This is a genomic window from Streptomyces sp. NPDC002580 (genome assembly GCF_042889485.1).
GTDB lineage: Bacteria > Actinomycetota > Actinomycetes > Streptomycetales > Streptomycetaceae > Streptomyces.
The window spans coordinates 442,251-458,883 of sequence record NZ_JBIAQZ010000005.1; the positions used below are offsets into that span (position 1 = coordinate 442,251).

Annotated in this window: 15 protein-coding genes and 1 tRNA gene; 8 read left to right on the top strand and 8 right to left on the bottom strand. The window is 72.2% G+C overall.

Annotated elements, in window-relative coordinates:
* Positions 1–16 precede the first annotated feature (16 nt).
* Positions 17–1,426, bottom strand: a complete 1,410-nt coding sequence (locus tag ACFYW7_RS18660) for a M1 family metallopeptidase (protein WP_389503469.1) — start codon at positions 1,424–1,426, stop codon at positions 17–19.
* Between the two features lie 413 nt (positions 1,427–1,839).
* Between ACFYW7_RS18660 and ACFYW7_RS18665 the strand changes: the two genes are divergently transcribed.
* On the top strand, positions 1,840–2,340 hold the full coding sequence (locus ACFYW7_RS18665; protein ID WP_389503471.1) for a hypothetical protein: 501 nt from the start codon (positions 1,840–1,842) through the stop codon (positions 2,338–2,340).
* Between the two features lie 20 nt (positions 2,341–2,360).
* Here ACFYW7_RS18665 and ACFYW7_RS18670 read toward each other — a convergent pair whose 3' ends face one another.
* A complete protein-coding gene (locus tag ACFYW7_RS18670) occupies positions 2,361–3,083 on the bottom strand; it encodes a pentapeptide repeat-containing protein (RefSeq protein WP_389503473.1) in 723 nt (240 codons plus the stop codon).
* A gap of 149 nt (positions 3,084–3,232) precedes the next feature.
* On the opposite strand from ACFYW7_RS18670, the gene ACFYW7_RS18675 reads away from it, so the two are divergent.
* From ACFYW7_RS18675 to ACFYW7_RS18685, 3 genes are all read left to right on the top strand, one after another.
* A complete protein-coding gene (locus ACFYW7_RS18675) occupies positions 3,233–4,399 on the top strand; it encodes an NAD(P)-binding protein (protein WP_389503475.1) in 1,167 nt (388 codons plus the stop codon).
* Between the two features lie 49 nt (positions 4,400–4,448).
* A complete protein-coding gene (locus ACFYW7_RS18680; RefSeq protein WP_389503477.1) occupies positions 4,449–5,429 on the top strand; it encodes a zinc-binding dehydrogenase in 981 nt (326 codons plus the stop codon).
* Positions 5,430–5,554: 125 nt separating this feature from the next.
* Positions 5,555–7,054 carry an MFS transporter gene (locus ACFYW7_RS18685; RefSeq protein ID WP_389503479.1) on the top strand — a complete coding sequence of 500 codons (1,500 nt, stop codon included), beginning with the start codon at positions 5,555–5,557 and terminating at the stop codon, positions 7,052–7,054.
* A gap of 46 nt (positions 7,055–7,100) precedes the next feature.
* On the opposite strand, the gene ACFYW7_RS18690 is transcribed toward ACFYW7_RS18685, so the two are convergent.
* Together ACFYW7_RS18690 and ACFYW7_RS18695 are read right to left on the bottom strand one after the other, a co-directional pair.
* Positions 7,101–8,507, bottom strand: a complete 1,407-nt coding sequence (locus ACFYW7_RS18690; protein ID WP_389503481.1) for an NAD(P)/FAD-dependent oxidoreductase — start codon at positions 8,505–8,507, stop codon at positions 7,101–7,103.
* Between the two features lie 10 nt (positions 8,508–8,517).
* Positions 8,518–9,174: a rhomboid-like protein gene (locus ACFYW7_RS18695; protein ID WP_389503483.1), complete on the bottom strand. Its 657-nt coding sequence runs from the start codon at positions 9,172–9,174 to the stop codon at positions 8,518–8,520.
* 174 nt (positions 9,175–9,348) lie between these two features.
* Here ACFYW7_RS18695 and ACFYW7_RS18700 point away from each other — a divergent pair, with 174 nt between their 5' ends.
* Complete coding sequence (locus ACFYW7_RS18700; RefSeq protein WP_389503485.1) at positions 9,349–9,828, top strand: GNAT family N-acetyltransferase; 480 nt, start codon at positions 9,349–9,351, stop codon at positions 9,826–9,828.
* A gap of 82 nt (positions 9,829–9,910) precedes the next feature.
* On the opposite strand, the gene ACFYW7_RS18705 is transcribed toward ACFYW7_RS18700, so the two are convergent.
* The 3 genes from ACFYW7_RS18705 to ACFYW7_RS18715 form a co-directional block, all read right to left on the bottom strand.
* Positions 9,911–10,360: a GntR family transcriptional regulator gene (locus ACFYW7_RS18705; protein WP_389503487.1), complete on the bottom strand. Its 450-nt coding sequence runs from the start codon at positions 10,358–10,360 to the stop codon at positions 9,911–9,913.
* The gene (locus ACFYW7_RS18710) at positions 10,353–11,147 is read right to left on the bottom strand and encodes a hypothetical protein (protein WP_389503489.1); all 795 of its coding nucleotides are present in this window, start codon (positions 11,145–11,147) and stop codon (positions 10,353–10,355) included. The genes ACFYW7_RS18705 and ACFYW7_RS18710 overlap by 8 nt, the downstream gene beginning before the upstream one ends.
* Positions 11,148–11,365: 218 nt before the next feature.
* Positions 11,366–11,439: transfer RNA gene (locus ACFYW7_RS18715), tRNA-Thr, on the bottom strand.
* Between the two features lie 235 nt (positions 11,440–11,674).
* Between ACFYW7_RS18715 and ACFYW7_RS18720 the strand changes: the two genes are divergently transcribed.
* The 3 genes from ACFYW7_RS18720 (at position 11,675) to ACFYW7_RS18730 (ending at position 14,429) form a co-directional block, all read left to right on the top strand.
* Complete coding sequence (locus tag ACFYW7_RS18720) at positions 11,675–12,811, top strand: ABC transporter ATP-binding protein (protein ID WP_389503491.1); 1,137 nt, start codon at positions 11,675–11,677, stop codon at positions 12,809–12,811.
* A 233-nt stretch (positions 12,812–13,044) separates the two neighbouring features.
* Entirely contained in the window at positions 13,045–13,494 is a 450-nt protein-coding gene (locus ACFYW7_RS18725; RefSeq protein WP_389503493.1) for a hypothetical protein, read from the top strand.
* A gap of 203 nt (positions 13,495–13,697) precedes the next feature.
* The gene (locus ACFYW7_RS18730; RefSeq protein WP_389503495.1) at positions 13,698–14,429 is read left to right on the top strand and encodes an NDP-sugar synthase; all 732 of its coding nucleotides are present in this window, start codon (positions 13,698–13,700) and stop codon (positions 14,427–14,429) included.
* Between the two features lie 488 nt (positions 14,430–14,917).
* Here the strand turns inward: ACFYW7_RS18730 and ACFYW7_RS18735 are convergent, their stop codons facing one another.
* The gene (locus ACFYW7_RS18735) at positions 14,918–16,579 is read right to left on the bottom strand and encodes a DoxX family protein (RefSeq protein ID WP_389503497.1); all 1,662 of its coding nucleotides are present in this window, start codon (positions 16,577–16,579) and stop codon (positions 14,918–14,920) included.
* Positions 16,580–16,633: the final 54 nt, after the last annotated feature.

A 16,633-nucleotide genomic window follows, 5' to 3' on the forward strand; every position in this document is an offset into this window, starting at 1 on the left:
CGAGGAGGTCTGCGGCTCACGGATGGTCCGGCTTGCCCTTCCCGTAGAGCCAGTCCTTCCAGATCCCGCCGAAGTCCTTGTCCGGCGCCGCCTTCTCGACGTACGCGGTGAACTCGGCCGTGTCCGCGCTCGCGTGGCGGTGCGTGGCGGCCCAGCCCTGGACGATGTCGTAGAAGGTGTCGTCGCCGACCAGTTCGCGGATCTTGTGCAGGACCATCGCGCCGCGGTAGTAGACGGGCGGATCCGAGATCTGCGCGGCCGAGGACGGCTCGGCGGGCGGGTAGGCCCAGATCTCGCTGTTGTCGGCCGGCTCCTTGTAGGAGCCGTCGTAGAGGGCGTGGAAGATCTCGTCGGCCGTGTCGCCGTCGTGGTCCTCCTGCCACAGCCACTCCGCGTAGGTGGCGAACCCCTCGTTGAGCCACATGTCCTTCCACGTCCGCGGGGTGACCGAGTCGCCGAACCACTGGTGGGCCAGCTCGTGGACGAGGATCGCGGTGTCGGGGGCGCCGGGGAAGACGGGCCGGTTCTGGGTCTCCAGGGCGTAGCCCGCGTCCTCGGAGCGGTCCACGATCGCCCCGGTGGAGGAGAACGGATAGGGGCCGAAGTTGTTCTCCGCCCAGTCCATGATCCCCGGGATTCCTCCGAGGACCTTCCTGCTCTCCTTCGCCTGCGTCGGGTCCACGGCCACGTACACCGGCAGCCCGTTCTTCGTCGTCGAGCGGGTGATGTCGTACCTGCCGATCGCGAGCGTCGCCACATAGCTGGCCATCGGCTCGGCCGTGTGCCACGCGTACGTCGTACGGCCCTTCGCGGTGGTCTCGCGCGTCAACTCGCCGTTGGAGACGGCCTGGAGCGACGCGGGGACGGTGATCCGCACGTCGTACGCCGCCTTGTCCGAGGGATGGTGGTTGCCCGGGAACCAGGTCATCGACCCGGTGGGCTCCCCGAGGGCGAGGGCGCCGTCGGCCGTCCGCAGCCAGCCCTCCTCCGAGGTGTCGGGGTCGGTGATCGTCTCGGGGGTCCCGGAGTACCGGACCGTCGCACGGAACGTCTCCCCCTTGTCGAGGTCGTCGCGCGGACGCACGGTCAGTTCCTGGCCGGCCCGGTTCCAGCGGGCTTCGTGGCCCTCGACGGTGACGCCGGAGACGTCCAGCCCCAGCAGGTCGAGGCGGAAGGCGCTCAGGTCCTGCAGGGCCCGCGCGGTGATCACCGCCGTCCCCGTCAGCCGCCTGCCCTTCGGCTCGTAGGACAGGGACAGTCCGTAGTGTGTGACGTCGTACCCGCCGTTGCCCATCTTCGGGAAGTAGGGGTCGCCGACACCGGACGCGCCGGGCTCGCCGTGCACACCGTCCCCGCCGCAGGCCGTGAGGCCGAGGACGAGGGAGAGGGCCAGCGCAAAGGGGACGGTGACGGAGGATCGGGGCACATCCACGATCCTAAGGGCCGTCACGTCCCCGGCCTCGGGGTGAGCGGGTATCCGCCGGCCGGACAGCGTCGAGCCGGCCGGAAACCGCCGGCGGCCGCCGCACCGAACCCGGGCCGGCGGCCGCGCAACCCATGTCCGGCATCCGCCGCAACCCAAGTCCGGCGTTCACGCCGCCCGGTCCGGCGTCCGCGCCGACCGCGGCGACCGAACCCACCGGTGGCCGCCCGCCGCCCGCGGAGGGAGCGCGACGGCCGCGGCGGACGGTTCCTTCGAGCGGCGTGAGGGGGGTTGCGGACACCGGGTCGCGGCCCCGGGACCGCGACCGCCGACGGAAACGCCGTCCCGCGGACTCTGACCGTCGGCGGAAACCGCCGGGCGGTGTCCGGCACCCCCGGCGTGACACCATCACCTACGTGCTCGACATCGGCTACGCCCTCTCCAACCGCTTCCCCGACCCCCCGCAGACCGACTACCGCCGCGCGGACGTCCACGCGCTGCGGCACGACCTGTTCTGCGGTGACGTCTACCTCGCCGACACCAAGGCGGACCGGGAGGTGTCCACACGCTGGGGATGGGTGCCGGTGCTCGACTTCGCGTGGGCCCTGTGCGACATCGTGGAGCGGCTCGACCGGGACCCGATGGGCAGTCGTGCCTCCCGCCCCCAGCAGGCGGAGCTCGACTTCACCGAGTCGACCGACCGCATGCTCTTCGAGCGCCGCTTCGGCTGGGTGGACGTCGAGGCCGACTGGATGCATCGCGACGAGGAACCGCTGACCTTCTCCCACACCGAGTTGCGCCGCGAGGCCCGCGACTTCCTGCACGACCTGCTCGCGGACCTCACCGACCTGCACGAGGACCTCGCCGAGAACCCGGCGATCTGGACCCTCCAGGCCCGCTTCCCCCGCGTCTCCTAGACCTCCCGGCCCAGAACCGCTCAGTCCGTCTCCGGGCCGCCGTCCACGCGGACCCCCAGCGCCGCCGCCAGCACCGGAGCCAGGTCCAGGAGCTGGGCCGTGCTGATGACCGCGCCCCTGAGGCGCTCCACGCCCCGTGCGATGTCCAGCTCAGCCGCGGCACGCAGGTCCACGTCCACAAAGGTGGCCTCGGTGAGGTCCGCCCCCTTCAGGACGCAGTCCACGAACTCCACCCGCTCCAGGCGGGCGCCCCCGAAGTCGGGCTCGACCAGGACACAGCCCTCGAAGACCACGTCCTTGAGCCGCGCGTTGCGCAGATTCAGATAGTCGATCTTCCCGCCGCGCACCACCACCCGCTCCAGCACGGAGCCGTACAACTGCGTCCCGCCGAGGCGGGCGTCGATCACCTCGACGTCGCGCAGGGTCGACTCGGCGAGGTCGGTGCCCACGCCCCGTATCCCCGTCAGGACCGAGTCCAGCACGCGGGCGTGGCGCAGTCGCGTCTCGTCCAGCGCGCAGCCGGTCAGCGCGCAGTCCATGAAGCGCGCTCCCCCGCCGTCCTGTCCGGCGAAGTCCGCGTCCCGGAACTCCAGCCCGTCGTAGTCGCCGTCCGGCTCCAGCTCCGCGCCGTCGTACGGCTCCAGCGGCGGCAGCCGCAGCTCCGGCCGCCGTGCCGCCTTCGGCCCCGCCCCGGACGCCTTCGCACCCGTCCCACCGCGCCCGCCCGCCACTCTCCTCGCCATCCCCCCATCCTGCCCGCCGCCGCTGACAACCGCCCCTGGCCTGCGAAAACCCTCCGCGTGTCACATTCCGGGGTCCGCGATCCGTCCTCCCCGCAGGAAGGCCCGCCGTCAGTGCCCTCTCGGACCCCGAGCAGAGGAGACCACCAGCCATGCACCGCATCACCGTCATCGGCGGCGGCTTCGCCGGACTCACCGCCGCGATCACCGCCGCCGAGGCGGGCGCCAAGGTCACCGTCCACGAAGCCCACCACACCCTCGGCGGGCGGGCCCGGACCGCCGAAGGCCCCTACCGGACCAACGAGGGACCCCACGCCCTCTACAGCGCGGGCCCGCACTGGACCTGGCTCAAGCAGCGGGACCTGATCGGGGCGCTCGCCCCGATCCCGCCCCTGGAGGCCGCCCGGCTGCGGCTGCGCCACAAGGGAGTCCTGCGCCGCACCCCGCCCTTCGCGATGCTCAAGCTGCTCCGGCCCTCCTGCCAACAGGCACCGGTGGACGTCGACTTCATGACCTGGGCGACCCGGCAGGCCGGAGCGGAGGGCGCGCGGGCGGCCGCCCACTACTCCGCCGTCGCCCTCTTCCACCACGATCCCGGTTCGCTGTCGGCGGCGTTCGTGCAGGAGCGGCTGCGCCGGGCCATGAGGCTGCCCCCGGAGGCGCACTGCCCCCGGGGCGGCTGGGCGAACGTCATCGACAGGATGGCGGCGCGGGCCTGGAACCTCGGCGTTCGGATGGAGACGCTGGCCCGGGTCGACACCCTCCCCGTGGACCGGGGCCCGGTCGTCGTCGCCACCTCGCTGGACTCCGCCCGCCGCCTCCTCGGGGACGCCTCCCTGACCTGGCCGAGCGGCCGCACCACCCTCGTCGACCTGGCGCTGCGGACCCGGCGCGGCGACGCGTTCGCCGTCTCCGACCTCGACGCGCCGGGCTGGATCGAGCGGTTCACCGCCCGGGACCGCACCCTCGCCCCGGCCGGGGAGCAGCTCCTGCAGGGGCAGATCCCGATCGGCCCCGGGGAGTCGGGGGCCCACGGTGTCGCCCGCGCCGAGCAACTGCTCGATCTGGCCTTCGAGGGCTGGCGCGAGCGGGTCACCTGGCGGCGCGAGAGCGTCGCGAACGGCCGCACGGGCGCGGTCGACCCGCCCGGCACCAGCTGGCGGGACCGCCCCCGCGTCGACCGGGGCGGCGGCGTCTATCTCGTGGGCGACCAGGTCGCCGCTCCCGGGGTGCTCTCGGAGGTGTCCTTCAACAGCGCGATGGAGGGCGTGGCCCTGGCCCTGCGCATCCGGGGACGCCTTGACCTCAAGCAAGCCTGAGGTTGAAGAGTGGACGGCGCCACGACCCCGCAGCCTTCGAGGAGCCCCGATGTACGCGATCCGCCTGCACGCCTTCGGTCCCGCCGAGAACCTCGTCCACGAACGCACCGCCGACCCCGAGCCGGGGCCCGGTCAGGTCCGGATCGCCGTGGCCGCCGCGGGGGTGCACCTCCTGGACACGGCCCTGCGCGAGGGCATGCGGGGCGGCCCCGCCCCGGCGCCCACCCTGCCGACGATCCCCGGCCGCGAGGTCGCCGGCACCGTCGAGTCCCTCGGCGAGGGCGTCGCCGGGGTCTGGCTCGGCAGGCGCGTCGTCGCCCACCTCGGCTTCGCCCCGGGCGGCTACGCCGAACTGGCCGTCACGGACGTCGAGCGGCTCCACGACATCCCCGAGAACCTCGGTTTCGCGCAGGCCGTCGCCATGATCGGAACGGGCCGCACGGCCATGGGGATCGTGCAGTTCGCCGAGTTCGGCCCTTCTTCCGTGGTCGTCGTGCCTGCGGCGGCGGGCGGCCTCGGCACGCTCCTCGTGCAGTACGCGCGCCACACGGGCGCGACCGTGGTCGGCCTCGCGGGCGGCCCGGAGAAGGTGGCCCTGGCCCGCGCGAACGGCGCCGATCCGGCCGTCGACTACACCGACCCCGGCTGGCCGGAGAAGGTCCGCGCGCACCTCGGGGGCCGGGCGGCGACCGTCGTGCTCGACGGTGTCGGCGGCGAGGTCGCGCGGGCCGCCGTCGGCCTGCTCGGGCCCGGCGGGCGGCACCTCGTCTTCGGCTGGTCGGGCGCGGGCGTCCGCGACGGCTCCCCCCACCTCGTGGAAGGGGTGTCCGAGCAGGTGCTCGGCCCCGTGATGATGCGCAGGGCGGGCGGGCCCGACCCCGTGCGCACCCTGGAGCTGCGAGCCCTCGCCGAAGCCGCCGCCGGGCGCCTCACCCCGGCCGTCACGCGCTTCCCGCTCGCCGAGGCCGCGGCCGCGCACCGAGCCCTGGAGAACAGGGGGACGACCGGAAAGGTGGTGCTGGAGCCATGACCCGCGGAGCGGTCCCGGACCCGGCGAACACGCCCCTCGGGCCGCCGTCCCGGCCCCGAGGAACGCGCCCGCCGGGGCCCCCGCCCGGAGATGCGACTCCTCCCGTTTCATGGTCTTCTGAGCGGGTGAGCGTCCCCCGGGCAGGTGAACCAGAGGCCTCCGCAGGTCCCGACCCGCACCGCTGGTGGGCGCTGGTGATCATCGCGCTCGCCCAGCTGATGGTCGTGCTGGACGCGACCATCGTGAACATCGCGCTCCCGTCGGCGCAGAGCGATCTCGGCATGTCCGACGGCAACCGGCAGTGGGTCATCACCGCGTACACGCTGGCCTTCGGCGGCCTGCTGCTGCTCGGCGGCCGGGTCGCCGACCTCGTCGGCCGCAAACGCACGTTCGTCATCGGGCTGATCGGGTTCGCCGTCGCGTCCGGGATCGGCGGCGCGGCCACCACCTCCGGGATGCTGTTCGGCGCCCGCGCGCTCCAGGGTGCCTTCGCCGCCCTGCTCGCGCCGTCCGCGCTGTCCCTGCTGACGACGACCTTCACCGACCCGAAGGAGCGCGGCAAGGCCTTCGGCATCTACGGGGCGCTGGCGGGCTCGGGCGCGGCGATCGGCTTCATCGTGGGCGGCCTGCTGACGGAGTACCTGAACTGGCGCTGGTGCCTGTACGTCAACATCCCCATCGCCGTCATCGCGGTCTTCGGCGCGTTCGGGCTGCTGCGCGACCGGCCCGGCCACAAGAACGTCCGGCTCGACGTGCCCGGCGCGGTACTGGGCTGCGGCGGTCTGGTGGCGATCGTCTACGGGGTCAGCGAGGCGAACTCGCGCGGCTGGTCGGACGCGCTGGTGCTCGGCCTCATCACGGGCGGAGCCGCGCTGCTGGTCGCGTTCGTGTGGTGGCAGAACCGGGCGCCGAGCCCGCTGCTGCCGCTGCACATCGTCAAGGAACGCAACCGCGCCGGCTGCTTCCTGACGATGGGACTCGCCATCATCGGCATGTTCGGCGTGTTCCTGTTCATGACCTACTACCTCCAGGTCGTCCTCGGATACTCGCCGGTGGAGACCGGCCTCGCGTTCCTGCCGCTGACCGTCGCGATCATCATCGGTTCGACGCAGATCTCGGCGCGGCTGCTGCCCCATGTCGCGCCGCGCATGCTGATGGTCCCGGGCATGCTCCTCGCCGCCGGCGGCGTGGCGATCTTCACCCAGCTCACCGTCGACTCGGACTACGCCGGCCGGCTGCTGCCCGGCCTGATCCTGATGGGTCTCGGCATGGGTCTCACCTTCATGCCGGTCTTCGCCACCGCCACCGCCGGGGTCGCCCCGCAGGACGCCGGCGTGACGTCCGCGACGGTCAACACCTCGCAGCAGGTGGGCGGTTCGATCGGTGTGGCCCTGCTGAACACCATCGCCACCACCAGCAGCGCGGCGTACGTCACCGCCCATCTGCGCGATCCCTCCCAGAAGGCGCGCGTCGTCCAGGAGGGCGTCGTCCACGGGTACACCGTGGCCATCTGGTGGGCCGTCGGGATCATGCTGCTGGCCGGTCTGGTCGCCGGACTCATGGTCACGGTCAAGGCCCCGAGACACGTCACGCCGGGCACGGCGGTCCCGGAGTCCGTGGTCTGACGCCCGGCGACCGCCCGGGACGGTCCGGGTCGGTGCCGGCTCCGGGTCAGTGCCGGCCCGACACCCGGTCCGCGAACCGCGCCAGCCGGGACGACCGCGCGCTGCGGGTGGTCAGTTCGCGGCGGTCGGCGGTGCGATAGGTCGCGTACATGCCGTGGACGCCGATCCACCGGAAGGGTTCCGGTTCCCACTTGCGCACCTTGTGGCCGACCCACGGCAGGTCGGTCAGTTCGGTCGCGCCCGCCTGCCCGGAGTCCCACCGCACGAGGTCGCGCAGGGTGCGGGCGGCGAGGTTGGTGGTGGCGACGCCCGAGCCGACGTAGCCGCCGGCCCAGCCGAGGCCCGTCGAGCGGTCCAGGGTGACCGTGGCGCACCAGTCGCGCGGAACGCCGAGAACACCGGACCAGGCGTGGGACACCCCGACGCCGGTCAGCGACGGGAAGAGGCGGACGAGGATCTCGTGGAGCGCGTCGACGGTCGCCCGCTGGGTGCGGCCGTCGTTGTCGGTGCGCGAGCCGAAGCGGTACGGGACACCGCGGCCGCCGAGCGCGATGCGGTCGTCGGCGGTGCGCTGGGCGTACATGTAGGCGTGCGCCATGTCGCCGAGCGCCTCGCGGCCCTCCCAGCCGATCTCCGCCCACTGCTCCGGGGTGAGCGGCTCCGTCGCGATCATGGAGGAGTTCATGGGCAGCCAGGTGCGCTTCTGGCCTTTGAGGTCCGAGGTGAAGCCCTCGGTGCAGCGCAGGACGTAGGGGGCGCGGACGGTGCCGTACGGCGTCACCGCGTGCTTCGGGCGGATCTCGGTCACCGGGGTCCGCTCGTGGATGGTGACGCCGAGTGCCTCGACGGCCGCGGCGAGCCCCTTGAGGAGCTTGACCGGGTGCAGCCGGGCCCCGTGCGGGGTCCAGGTCGAGCCGACGGCGTCGGCGACCCGGATCCGTTCGGCGGTCTCCTTCGCGCCGTACAGCTCGCGGTCCTTCTCGCCGTACGACAGCTCGTGCGCGTGGAAGGCCTTGAGCCGGGCCAGCTGGGCGGGCGTGCAGGCCACTTCGAGGACACCGCCCTGATGGATGTCGGCCTCGACGCCCTCCTCGGCGGCCACCCGGACGACCTCGTCCACGGTGTCGTTCATGGCCCGCTGGAGGCGTACGGCCGCCTCCTTGCCGTGCAGTCGCGCGTACCGGTCCCGGCCCGCGATGCCGTTGTAGAGCCAGCCGCCGTTGCGCCCCGAGGCGCCGTATCCGCAGAACTTCCGCTCCAGGACGGTGACGCGCAGGAACGGGGCCGCCTTCTTCAGGTAGTACGCGGTCCACAGTCCCGTGTATCCGCCGCCGACCACCACGACGTCGGCGGTCGCGTCGCCGGACAGCGGCTCCCGGGGTGCGGGCAGGCCGTCGTCCGCGTACCAGAAGGAGATGCCACCGTTCACGATCTCGCTCGCCGAACCGCTCATGAGCGGGACGTTAACCCCGGAAAGCGTCCACTGTCTCCTTCGGATTCCATGCTTTTCCGCGCCCTCTGGTCAACGGAAAACAGGCGAGACCGATCAGCACGGAGGTGAAATGCCCGAGATCGGTGAAGGTGCGCGCGGTCAGGAAGGGAATTCCGTACACCGCCAGCACGATCGCCAGATACGGGTACCGCCAGGGCGTCGCGATCCGGTAGGTGAGCACGCCGATCACCCCGGCCAGGGCGTAGCTCACCCCGATGTCGAGGGTGTCGACCGCGGAGTGCGGGGCGACCCCGTGCCTCACCGCCCAGAGCAGCGCACCCTCGCTGACCAGCGTCGACAGGACGTGCGCGGCCACGCACACCACGAGCCAGCGGGCCGTTCCCAGCCAGCGTTCGGCCGGCGCCTGGAAGACGGTGTAGAGCACGGCGTACGGCAGCCAGTGGCCGCCGTCGATCCACATCGCGCTGGCGAACAGCACCCGCACCGGGTTGTTCGACAGCTCGTGGATGTTCGTCGAGCGCTGCCGCAGGAAGTCCTCTTCGAAATCCGGAGACATGTGGTGCATGGCCACCGTGGTGATGAAGAGGATCGTCAGCCAGACGTACGTGCCCGGGGCGCCGCGCACGTACGTCCACACCCTGTGGAAGAAGCCCCGGTCGATACGCATGCCCCGATTCACCCATGTCGCGCCGCCCCTCGCCCGGCCGACATTCCGGACGGCCGGGCCGCTTCGCCGGAGAAGCCCGGACACCGCGGACGGCCGCCCCACCGGCGCCCACCGGCTGCGGACCGGCCCCGAATCCGACGGCGCCCGCCGGACCGGCGGAGTTAGTCTCGCCGCATGATCCGCACCGCGACCCCTGACGACATCCCCGTCATCCACACCTTCATCCGTGAACTCGCCGAGTACGAGAAGGTCCCGGAGGAGGCGAGGGCGACGCCGGAACAGCTGCGCGAGGCACTGTTCGGGGCGAACCCGGCCGCGTACGCGCACATCGCGCAGGACGACACCACCGGCGAGCCCGTCGGCTTCTCCTTGTGGTTCCTGAACTTCTCGACCTGGCGCGGCGTGCACGGCGTCTACCTGGAAGACCTCTACGTACGCCCCGCGGCACGCGGCGGCGGCCACGGCAAGGCGCTGCTCATGGAACTCGCGCGGATCTGCGGGGAGCGCGGCTACCAGCGTCTGGAATGGTCCGTCCTGAACTGGAACCGCCCCTCGATCGACTTCTACGAGTCGCTGGGCGCGCGTCCGCAGGACGAGTGGACGGTGTACCGACTGACGGACGACGCGCTGGAGGCCCTGGGACGGCGGGGCTGAGCCCCGCCGTCCGGCGTCCACGCGCCGACGCCGACGCCGCCCAGGCCCTGTCGCCGGCCTCGGCGGCTGTCCCGTGCCCGGGTCACTCGATGATGAAGACGCCCGCCGCCCCGGAGCCGTCCGCCGTGCTGTCGGCCGCCGGGGAGAAGGCCGGACCGGGTTCCAGAGCGTTGCGGACGGCCGTCAGGATGTCCTCGGTGTCGGCGCCGAGCGCCCGGGCGGCGGAGGTGAAGTCCCTTACCAGCGTGGTGAGTCGATCGGCGTCGTGCGTACGCGCCCCGGACGGCAGTCCCGCCACCCGGGTGCCCGCGCCACGACGGGTACGGATCAGCTCGGCCGCCTCCAGCTCGCGGTAGGCACGGGCCACCGTGCCCGGCGCCAGACCGAGGTCGGCGGCGAGTTGACGCACGGTCGGCAGGCGCCCGCCCTCGGCCAGCCGGCCCGTGCGGATCAGCGCGGCCAACTGGGCGCGGATCTGCTCGTAGGGCGGCACCTGACTGGTGGTGTCGACACGGACGGCCGAGTCACTCATCGTCGAACATCCCGTCGTCGGCCACCTCGTCGTCGACGGCCCGGGGCACCACCACGGTGGCCAGGGACCATCCGAAGGTGAACATGCCCAGCAGGCCCAGGGGGCAGACCGCCGCGACGGCGGCGGCGCCCAGCGGCCCCGCGCAGGTCTTGTCCGTGAGCGCGACGAGGACCATCAGCACGACGAGCAGCACCTGGCTCGACACCAGCAGGCCCCAGGCCCCGGTGATCGCCCACGCGCGGTCGCGGCGTTGCCGGTCGTCGCCCGGACTCTGCGCGATGCGGCGCAGGGCCCAGACGCAGACGGAGGTTCCGACGGTGAGGGCGGCGAACATCGGGCCGCTGTAGTACAGGCCGGGCCAGGGGCCGAGGGACGCCGGCATCCCCTCGCAGGTGACGACGAGGACGCGCCCCGCCGTGCCGGTCCGGTCGAAGTCGGAGGAGGCGGTGACCGCGCCGATCAGCAGCAGGGTGACGAGGGACGCCGCCTGCAACAGGAGCAGGGGCGTCATACGGGGCGGCACCTGGTCCCGGATCAGGCGCGGGGCCAGACTCGCGGTGCGTACGGCTTCGAGGGGACGCAGGGTCAGGGCGTCCCCGAGCAGCACACCGCCGACCGCGCACAGACCGAACGCGGTGATGGCGAACACGAGCGGCATCGTGATGTCGCCGCTGTCCATCACGACCAGGTGCTGCGCGGCCACGATGCCGATGGCCAGGCAGGACCAGCGGGCGTAGTGGTCGGCGTGGCCGAGGAACCGGGACTGGAGCGGGACGGTGTCGAGCAATGGAATCCCCCCGGATCATCTTGTATCAAGCAGGGAGTACAAGATGACCTTCACCCGCATCTTGTGTCAACCGCTCGATACAAGTCGGGAGGGCAGCGCCGGGGACACCCGGCACCCCTTCGAGCCCGGCCCACCGGACCGCGCCACCAGGGCCCACCACGTCATCCGGAAAAAGCAGAAGCCCAGCTCAGACACCGTCTGAACTGGGCTTGCAAGGGAGCCCCCTGTCGGATTCGAACCGACGACCTACGCATTACAAGTGCGTTGCTCTGGCCATCTGAGCTAAGGAGGCGTGCCGCGCGCGGCGGGCATGCCCGTGCAGTGTACCCACGTCACAGCGGGCGCCCGCCGAGAGTTTCCGCGAACTTCATCGGCGGTGGGGTACTGGCAGAACGCGTGAACGCCAGGTAGCGTCCTGACCCAGTTCACTCGTATGGACTAAACCACTATGGGCGTCTCCGTAGTGGTTCACCACCTTTACAACGGATCGTCCGGCACGTTCCTGCCGGTGAAGGGGGCCCCTCACCATGGCCACTGTCTCGTTCGACAAAGCGACCCGCATCTACCCGGGTTCCGAGAAGCCCGCCGTCGACGCCCTGGAGATCGACATCGCGGACGGCGAGTTCCTCGTCCTCGTCGGTCCCTCCGGCTGCGGCAAGTCCACCTCGCTCCGCATGCTCGCGGGGCTCGAGGACGTGAACGGCGGCGCCATCCGCATCGGCGACCGCGACGTCACGCACCTGCCGCCCAAGGACCGGGACATCGCCATGGTGTTCCAGAACTACGCGCTGTACCCGCACATGACCGTCGCCGACAACATGGGCTTCGCGCTCAAGATCGCCGGCGTCAACAAGTCGGAGATCCGCCAGAAGGTCGAGGACGCGGCGAAGATCCTCGACCTCACCGAGTACCTCGGCCGCAAGCCGAAGGCCCTCTCCGGCGGTCAGCGCCAGCGTGTCGCCATGGGCCGCGCCATCGTGCGCGAGCCCCAGGTCTTCCTCATGGACGAGCCGCTGTCGAACCTCGACGCCAAGCTCCGCGTCTCCACCCGTACGCAGATCGCCTCGCTCCAGCGCCGCCTCGGCATCACCACGGTCTACGTCACCCACGACCAGGTCGAGGCCATGACCATGGGCGACCGCGTGGCCGTGCTCAAGGACGGCCTGCTCCAGCAGGTCGACTCGCCGCGCAACATGTACGACCGCCCGGCCAACCTCTTCGTCGCCGGCTTCATCGGCTCCCCGGCCATGAACCTGGTCGAGGTCCCGATCACCGACGGCGGCGTGAAGTTCGGCAACAGCGTCGTCCCGGTCAACCGCGAGGCCCTGAAGGCCGCCGCCGACAAGGGCGACCGCACGGTCACCGTCGGCGTCCGCCCCGAGCACTTCGACATCGTCGAGCACAACGGCGAGGCCGCGAAGGCGCTCTCCAAGGACACCGAGGACGCCCCGGCCGGTCTCGCCGTCACGGTGAACGTCGTCGAGGAGCTCGGCGCCGACGGTTACGTCTACGGCTCCGCCAAGGTCGACGACAAGCTCACGGACCTCGTCGTCCGCGTCAGCGGCCGCGCGGTCCCGGACAAGGGCGCCACGCTGCACGTCGTGCCGCGCCCGGGCGAGACCCACGTGTTCTCCACCTCGACGGGCGAGCGCCTGTCCGACTGACGTCCGCGTCATCCGGGCGGACCACACACCCCGTAGGGGTGGAATTCACCCAAGTTGACGAAGAAGGCCCCGCAGCAGGCTGCGGGGCCTTCTTCGTTGTCGACAAATACCCCGGCAGACCGGTCATTTCGATATCTGTGCGTCAACTCCCCACCCAGAAAAAGCCGCTTGCCCGTCCCCCGAACTGGTGACTAAATGTCGCCAAATCATCACCCCGCGCTACCCTCACTCGCGTGAAGCACTCCACCACTACCCAACAGACCCGGCGTGGCCGTGGCCCCGCCCGCCGGATCGGCCGCACCCTCGCCCTCGTCCTGCCTGTCGTCCTGGTGCTCTCCGGGACTCTCGCGGTCACCCGAGTCGACTGGTCGGGGAATCCCTCGAGCTCGGTGCTCACCGCGTCGTCCGAAGACGTCTCGACCCGAGCCGTCTCCCGTGCCCCGCAGGACGTCCTGCGCGACAAACTGCTCCTGGAACTCCAGGACAGGGACCCGGGCGTCGCCCTGACCCACCTCCAGCAAGCGGTGAACGGCCGTCCGTCGCTGGCGAGGCACTGCGTCTCCATCGCCCGTGCACTCGGCCGCGCCGCGGTCCGCGCGTACGGTCCGACCCGAGCCCAGTCCTTCGCCCGCCCCGTCTGCGACACCTCGTTCGCCTCGGGGGTCTCGACCGGCCACCTCTGAGGCCACCGCCCCCTTCCGGGCCTGTCCCCCTCGGAGACCACCGCTCCCGCTCCTCGGAGTTCGCGGCCTCCGAGGGGCACAACCGTCCGCGGCCACCCGTCGGCACCTCCACGAATCACCCGATTCCGGACTGTCGGGCAACAGTTGATGACGGAACGGTTGCCGCGGGAAACCCCCTGCGGGGCGCCACGTACAGTTCGGGCATGACCGATCCGAACGCCGCGTCGCGCCCCGTGCAAGCCGTTGTCCTGGCCGGCGGCCAAGGTTCCCGGCTGCGTCCCTACACCGACGACCGGCCCAAGCCGATGGTCGAGATCCCGGGCACCGGGACCCCGATCATCGGCCACCAGCTGACCTGGCTCGCCGAAGAGGGCGTGACCGACGTCGTCGTGTCCTGCGGGCACCTCGCCGACGTCCTGCAGAAGTGGCTGGACTCGGCCGACCTCCCGGTCAACGTGACCACGGTCGTCGAGACGGAGCCCCTCGGCCGCGGTGGCGGCCTCAAGTACGCCGCGGCGCACCTCCCGCACCCCGACCGGCCCTGGTACGCGACGAACGGTGACATCTGGACCCGTTTCTCGCTGCGGGACATGGCGGACTTCCACGCCGAGCGCGACGCGGTCGCGACCCTCGCGCTGGCCCGTCCCCGCCTCCCCTGGGGCGCCGTCCAGACGGACGGCTTCGGGCACATCACGGACTTCATAGAGGCCCCGCCCTCCCCGTTCGAGATCAACGCGGGCGTCTACGTCTTCTCCCCCGAGTTCACCGGCATGCTCCCCGAGCGGGGCGACCACGAGCGCACCACGTTCCCGCGGCTGGCCCGGGAGAACCGGCTCGCCGGCTTCCCGATCCCGCAGGGCGCCTACTGGCGCGCCATCGACACCGCCAAGGACCTCACGGAGGCGGCCAAGGAGCTCGCCGCCCTGGGCCGCTAGCGGCCCGCCGGCCAGGGACCGGGCCACGACGGGAGCCGGGCCCGGGCAGGGACGCGAGCGGAGACGCGGGCGGCGCCCCGGGCAGAACCCTGGACGCGAGCCCGGACGCGAACTGCGGGACGCGGGCGGCCGAACGTGAGCCGTCGGACGCGAGCGGCCGAACCACCGGCCGGGGCCCGACACGAGCCGCCGGAGCAGGGCCGCGAAAGGCCCCCCTACCGGCCTCGCTGGAGCCTCCTGGGCACCAACCCGCACGGCGGCGCTTCGCAGCCCTGCCGCAGCTCTGCCGCAGCCGCGACGCGGCTCCGGGCCGGCTCTCCCCAGTCGCTGAAGGGGCGTTGAAGGGGCGCTGAAGCGGCCGTGCCGCGCCTCCTTCCCGGTTCTTCCCAGCCGTTCCCCATCGCCGTTCTCCCCCCGACGGACGACATGACAGGGCCCCCGCACGCCTTCGTGCGGGGGCCCTGTCGTCCTTCGGCGGGGCCTCGGTGTCAGCCCAGCAGGCCGCCCACGAGACCCGGCTGGCCGCCCGTCGACGAGCTCCCGCCGGTGGAGCTGCCACCCGTGGCACCGGCGCCCCCGGTGCCGCCGGTGCCGCCCGCGCTCCCGGTGCCGCCGGTCGACGCGCCGCCGCTGCTGGTCGGGCCCGCGCTGGTGCTCGGCGCCTGGTCGACCGGCGAGGACTGCTGGGGCGGGGCCTGCCCGCTGCCCTGGGTCTGGCTGGGCTGCCCGCCGCCGGTGCGACCGGTCTCCTGGGCCGCACCCGGCGGGGTGGCCGCCTGCGACGGGGTCGAGGAACTGCTCTGGGAGGGCTCCTCGGAGGCCGAGGGGGTGGCCTTCTTGTGCCGCTTGCCGGGCGTCTCGGGGAGCGGGGAGCCGGGCAGTTCGTTGCGCGGGGCCTCACCGGGGCCGGGGACGACGACCCGGTCGGAGTCACGCACCGCGCCGCCGAGGACCGAACCCACGAGCAGGGTGAACCCGACGACGATGGCCGTGGCCAACGCGCCGCGGCGCAGCACCCGCGCGCGCAGGTCCCAGATGTCGGCGCGCGGTCCGAGCCTGCGCCAGGCCTCGCCGGCGAGGCGCCCGTCGAGCGAGTAGACCGGGGCGCCCGCGATGATCAGCGGGGACCAGGCGGCGAGGTAGATGATGTCGGGCGCGTCGTACGCGGGCACCGTCTTCCAGCTGACCGTGACGATGAGCGCCGCCGACAGCGCCGCGCCGACGACGGCGGCCACCCGCTGCCAGAGCCCGAGCACCGTCAACACACCGACGATCACCTGGAAGAAGGCGATGACGAGCCCGGAGCCGATGGGGTGCTGGAGCGCGAACTGCCGCAGCGGCTCGGCGACTTCCCACGGGTGGAGCGTGTTGAGCCACTTCACCATGGAGCCGCGCTTGCCGCCGTCGAAGTAGACGGGGTCGCAGAGCTTGCCCATACCGGCGTAGATCGAGATGAACCCGAGGAAGACGCGCAGCGGGAGCAGCACGACACCGAGGTTCATCCGGCGGCCCGGGTGGTAGGCGTGCCGGACCGAGTCCGAACCGCTCCGTCGGCCGGCGCCCGGCCTCTCGTCGAGACCGTCGTCGTCGAAGTCGGCGTCCTCGAAGTCGGCCTCGGTGTACGCCGGTTCGTCGTAGGCGCTGCCCACTCCGCGCATCTGCGGCAGCAGTCGCTGCTCATCGCCGAGCGGGGCCCGCTGGCTGCCGACGAGGGGCGTCTCGATCGTGTCAACGGTCAGATCGCCCGCGTAGCCGGGCTGTTCCCCGATGCGCGGGATGACCTGGGTCGAACCGCCGTCGGCCGTCGGCCCGCCGGTGCCGTGGGCCACGCCCGCGCTCCGTACGGCCTGGAGCAGCCGGTGGGCGCCGGTGTCGTCCGGTGCGGACTTCCCGCTCCAGACGACGGGGGCGCGGCGGCGGGCCCCGGCGGCGGGGATCCGCGCGGCGGCGCCGGAAGGGCTCAAGTGCCGTGCGCCGAGCAGGGACTGGCCTCGCGACGCGCCTGCCAGCTGAACGCGGAAGCTCGCATGATTGACGATGATCTGCGCCGGATCGCTCGGCACCTTCACCATGCTCAGCGCGGGAACGTCGTCGAATCCCGACGAGCGTTCCCCCGTGGGTGTGCGGGGTGTTCTGGTGTCCACACTCATCTAACCGAGTGACGTGTGGTTAGGACACTGCCGTGACGACGCCGATCTGTCCGG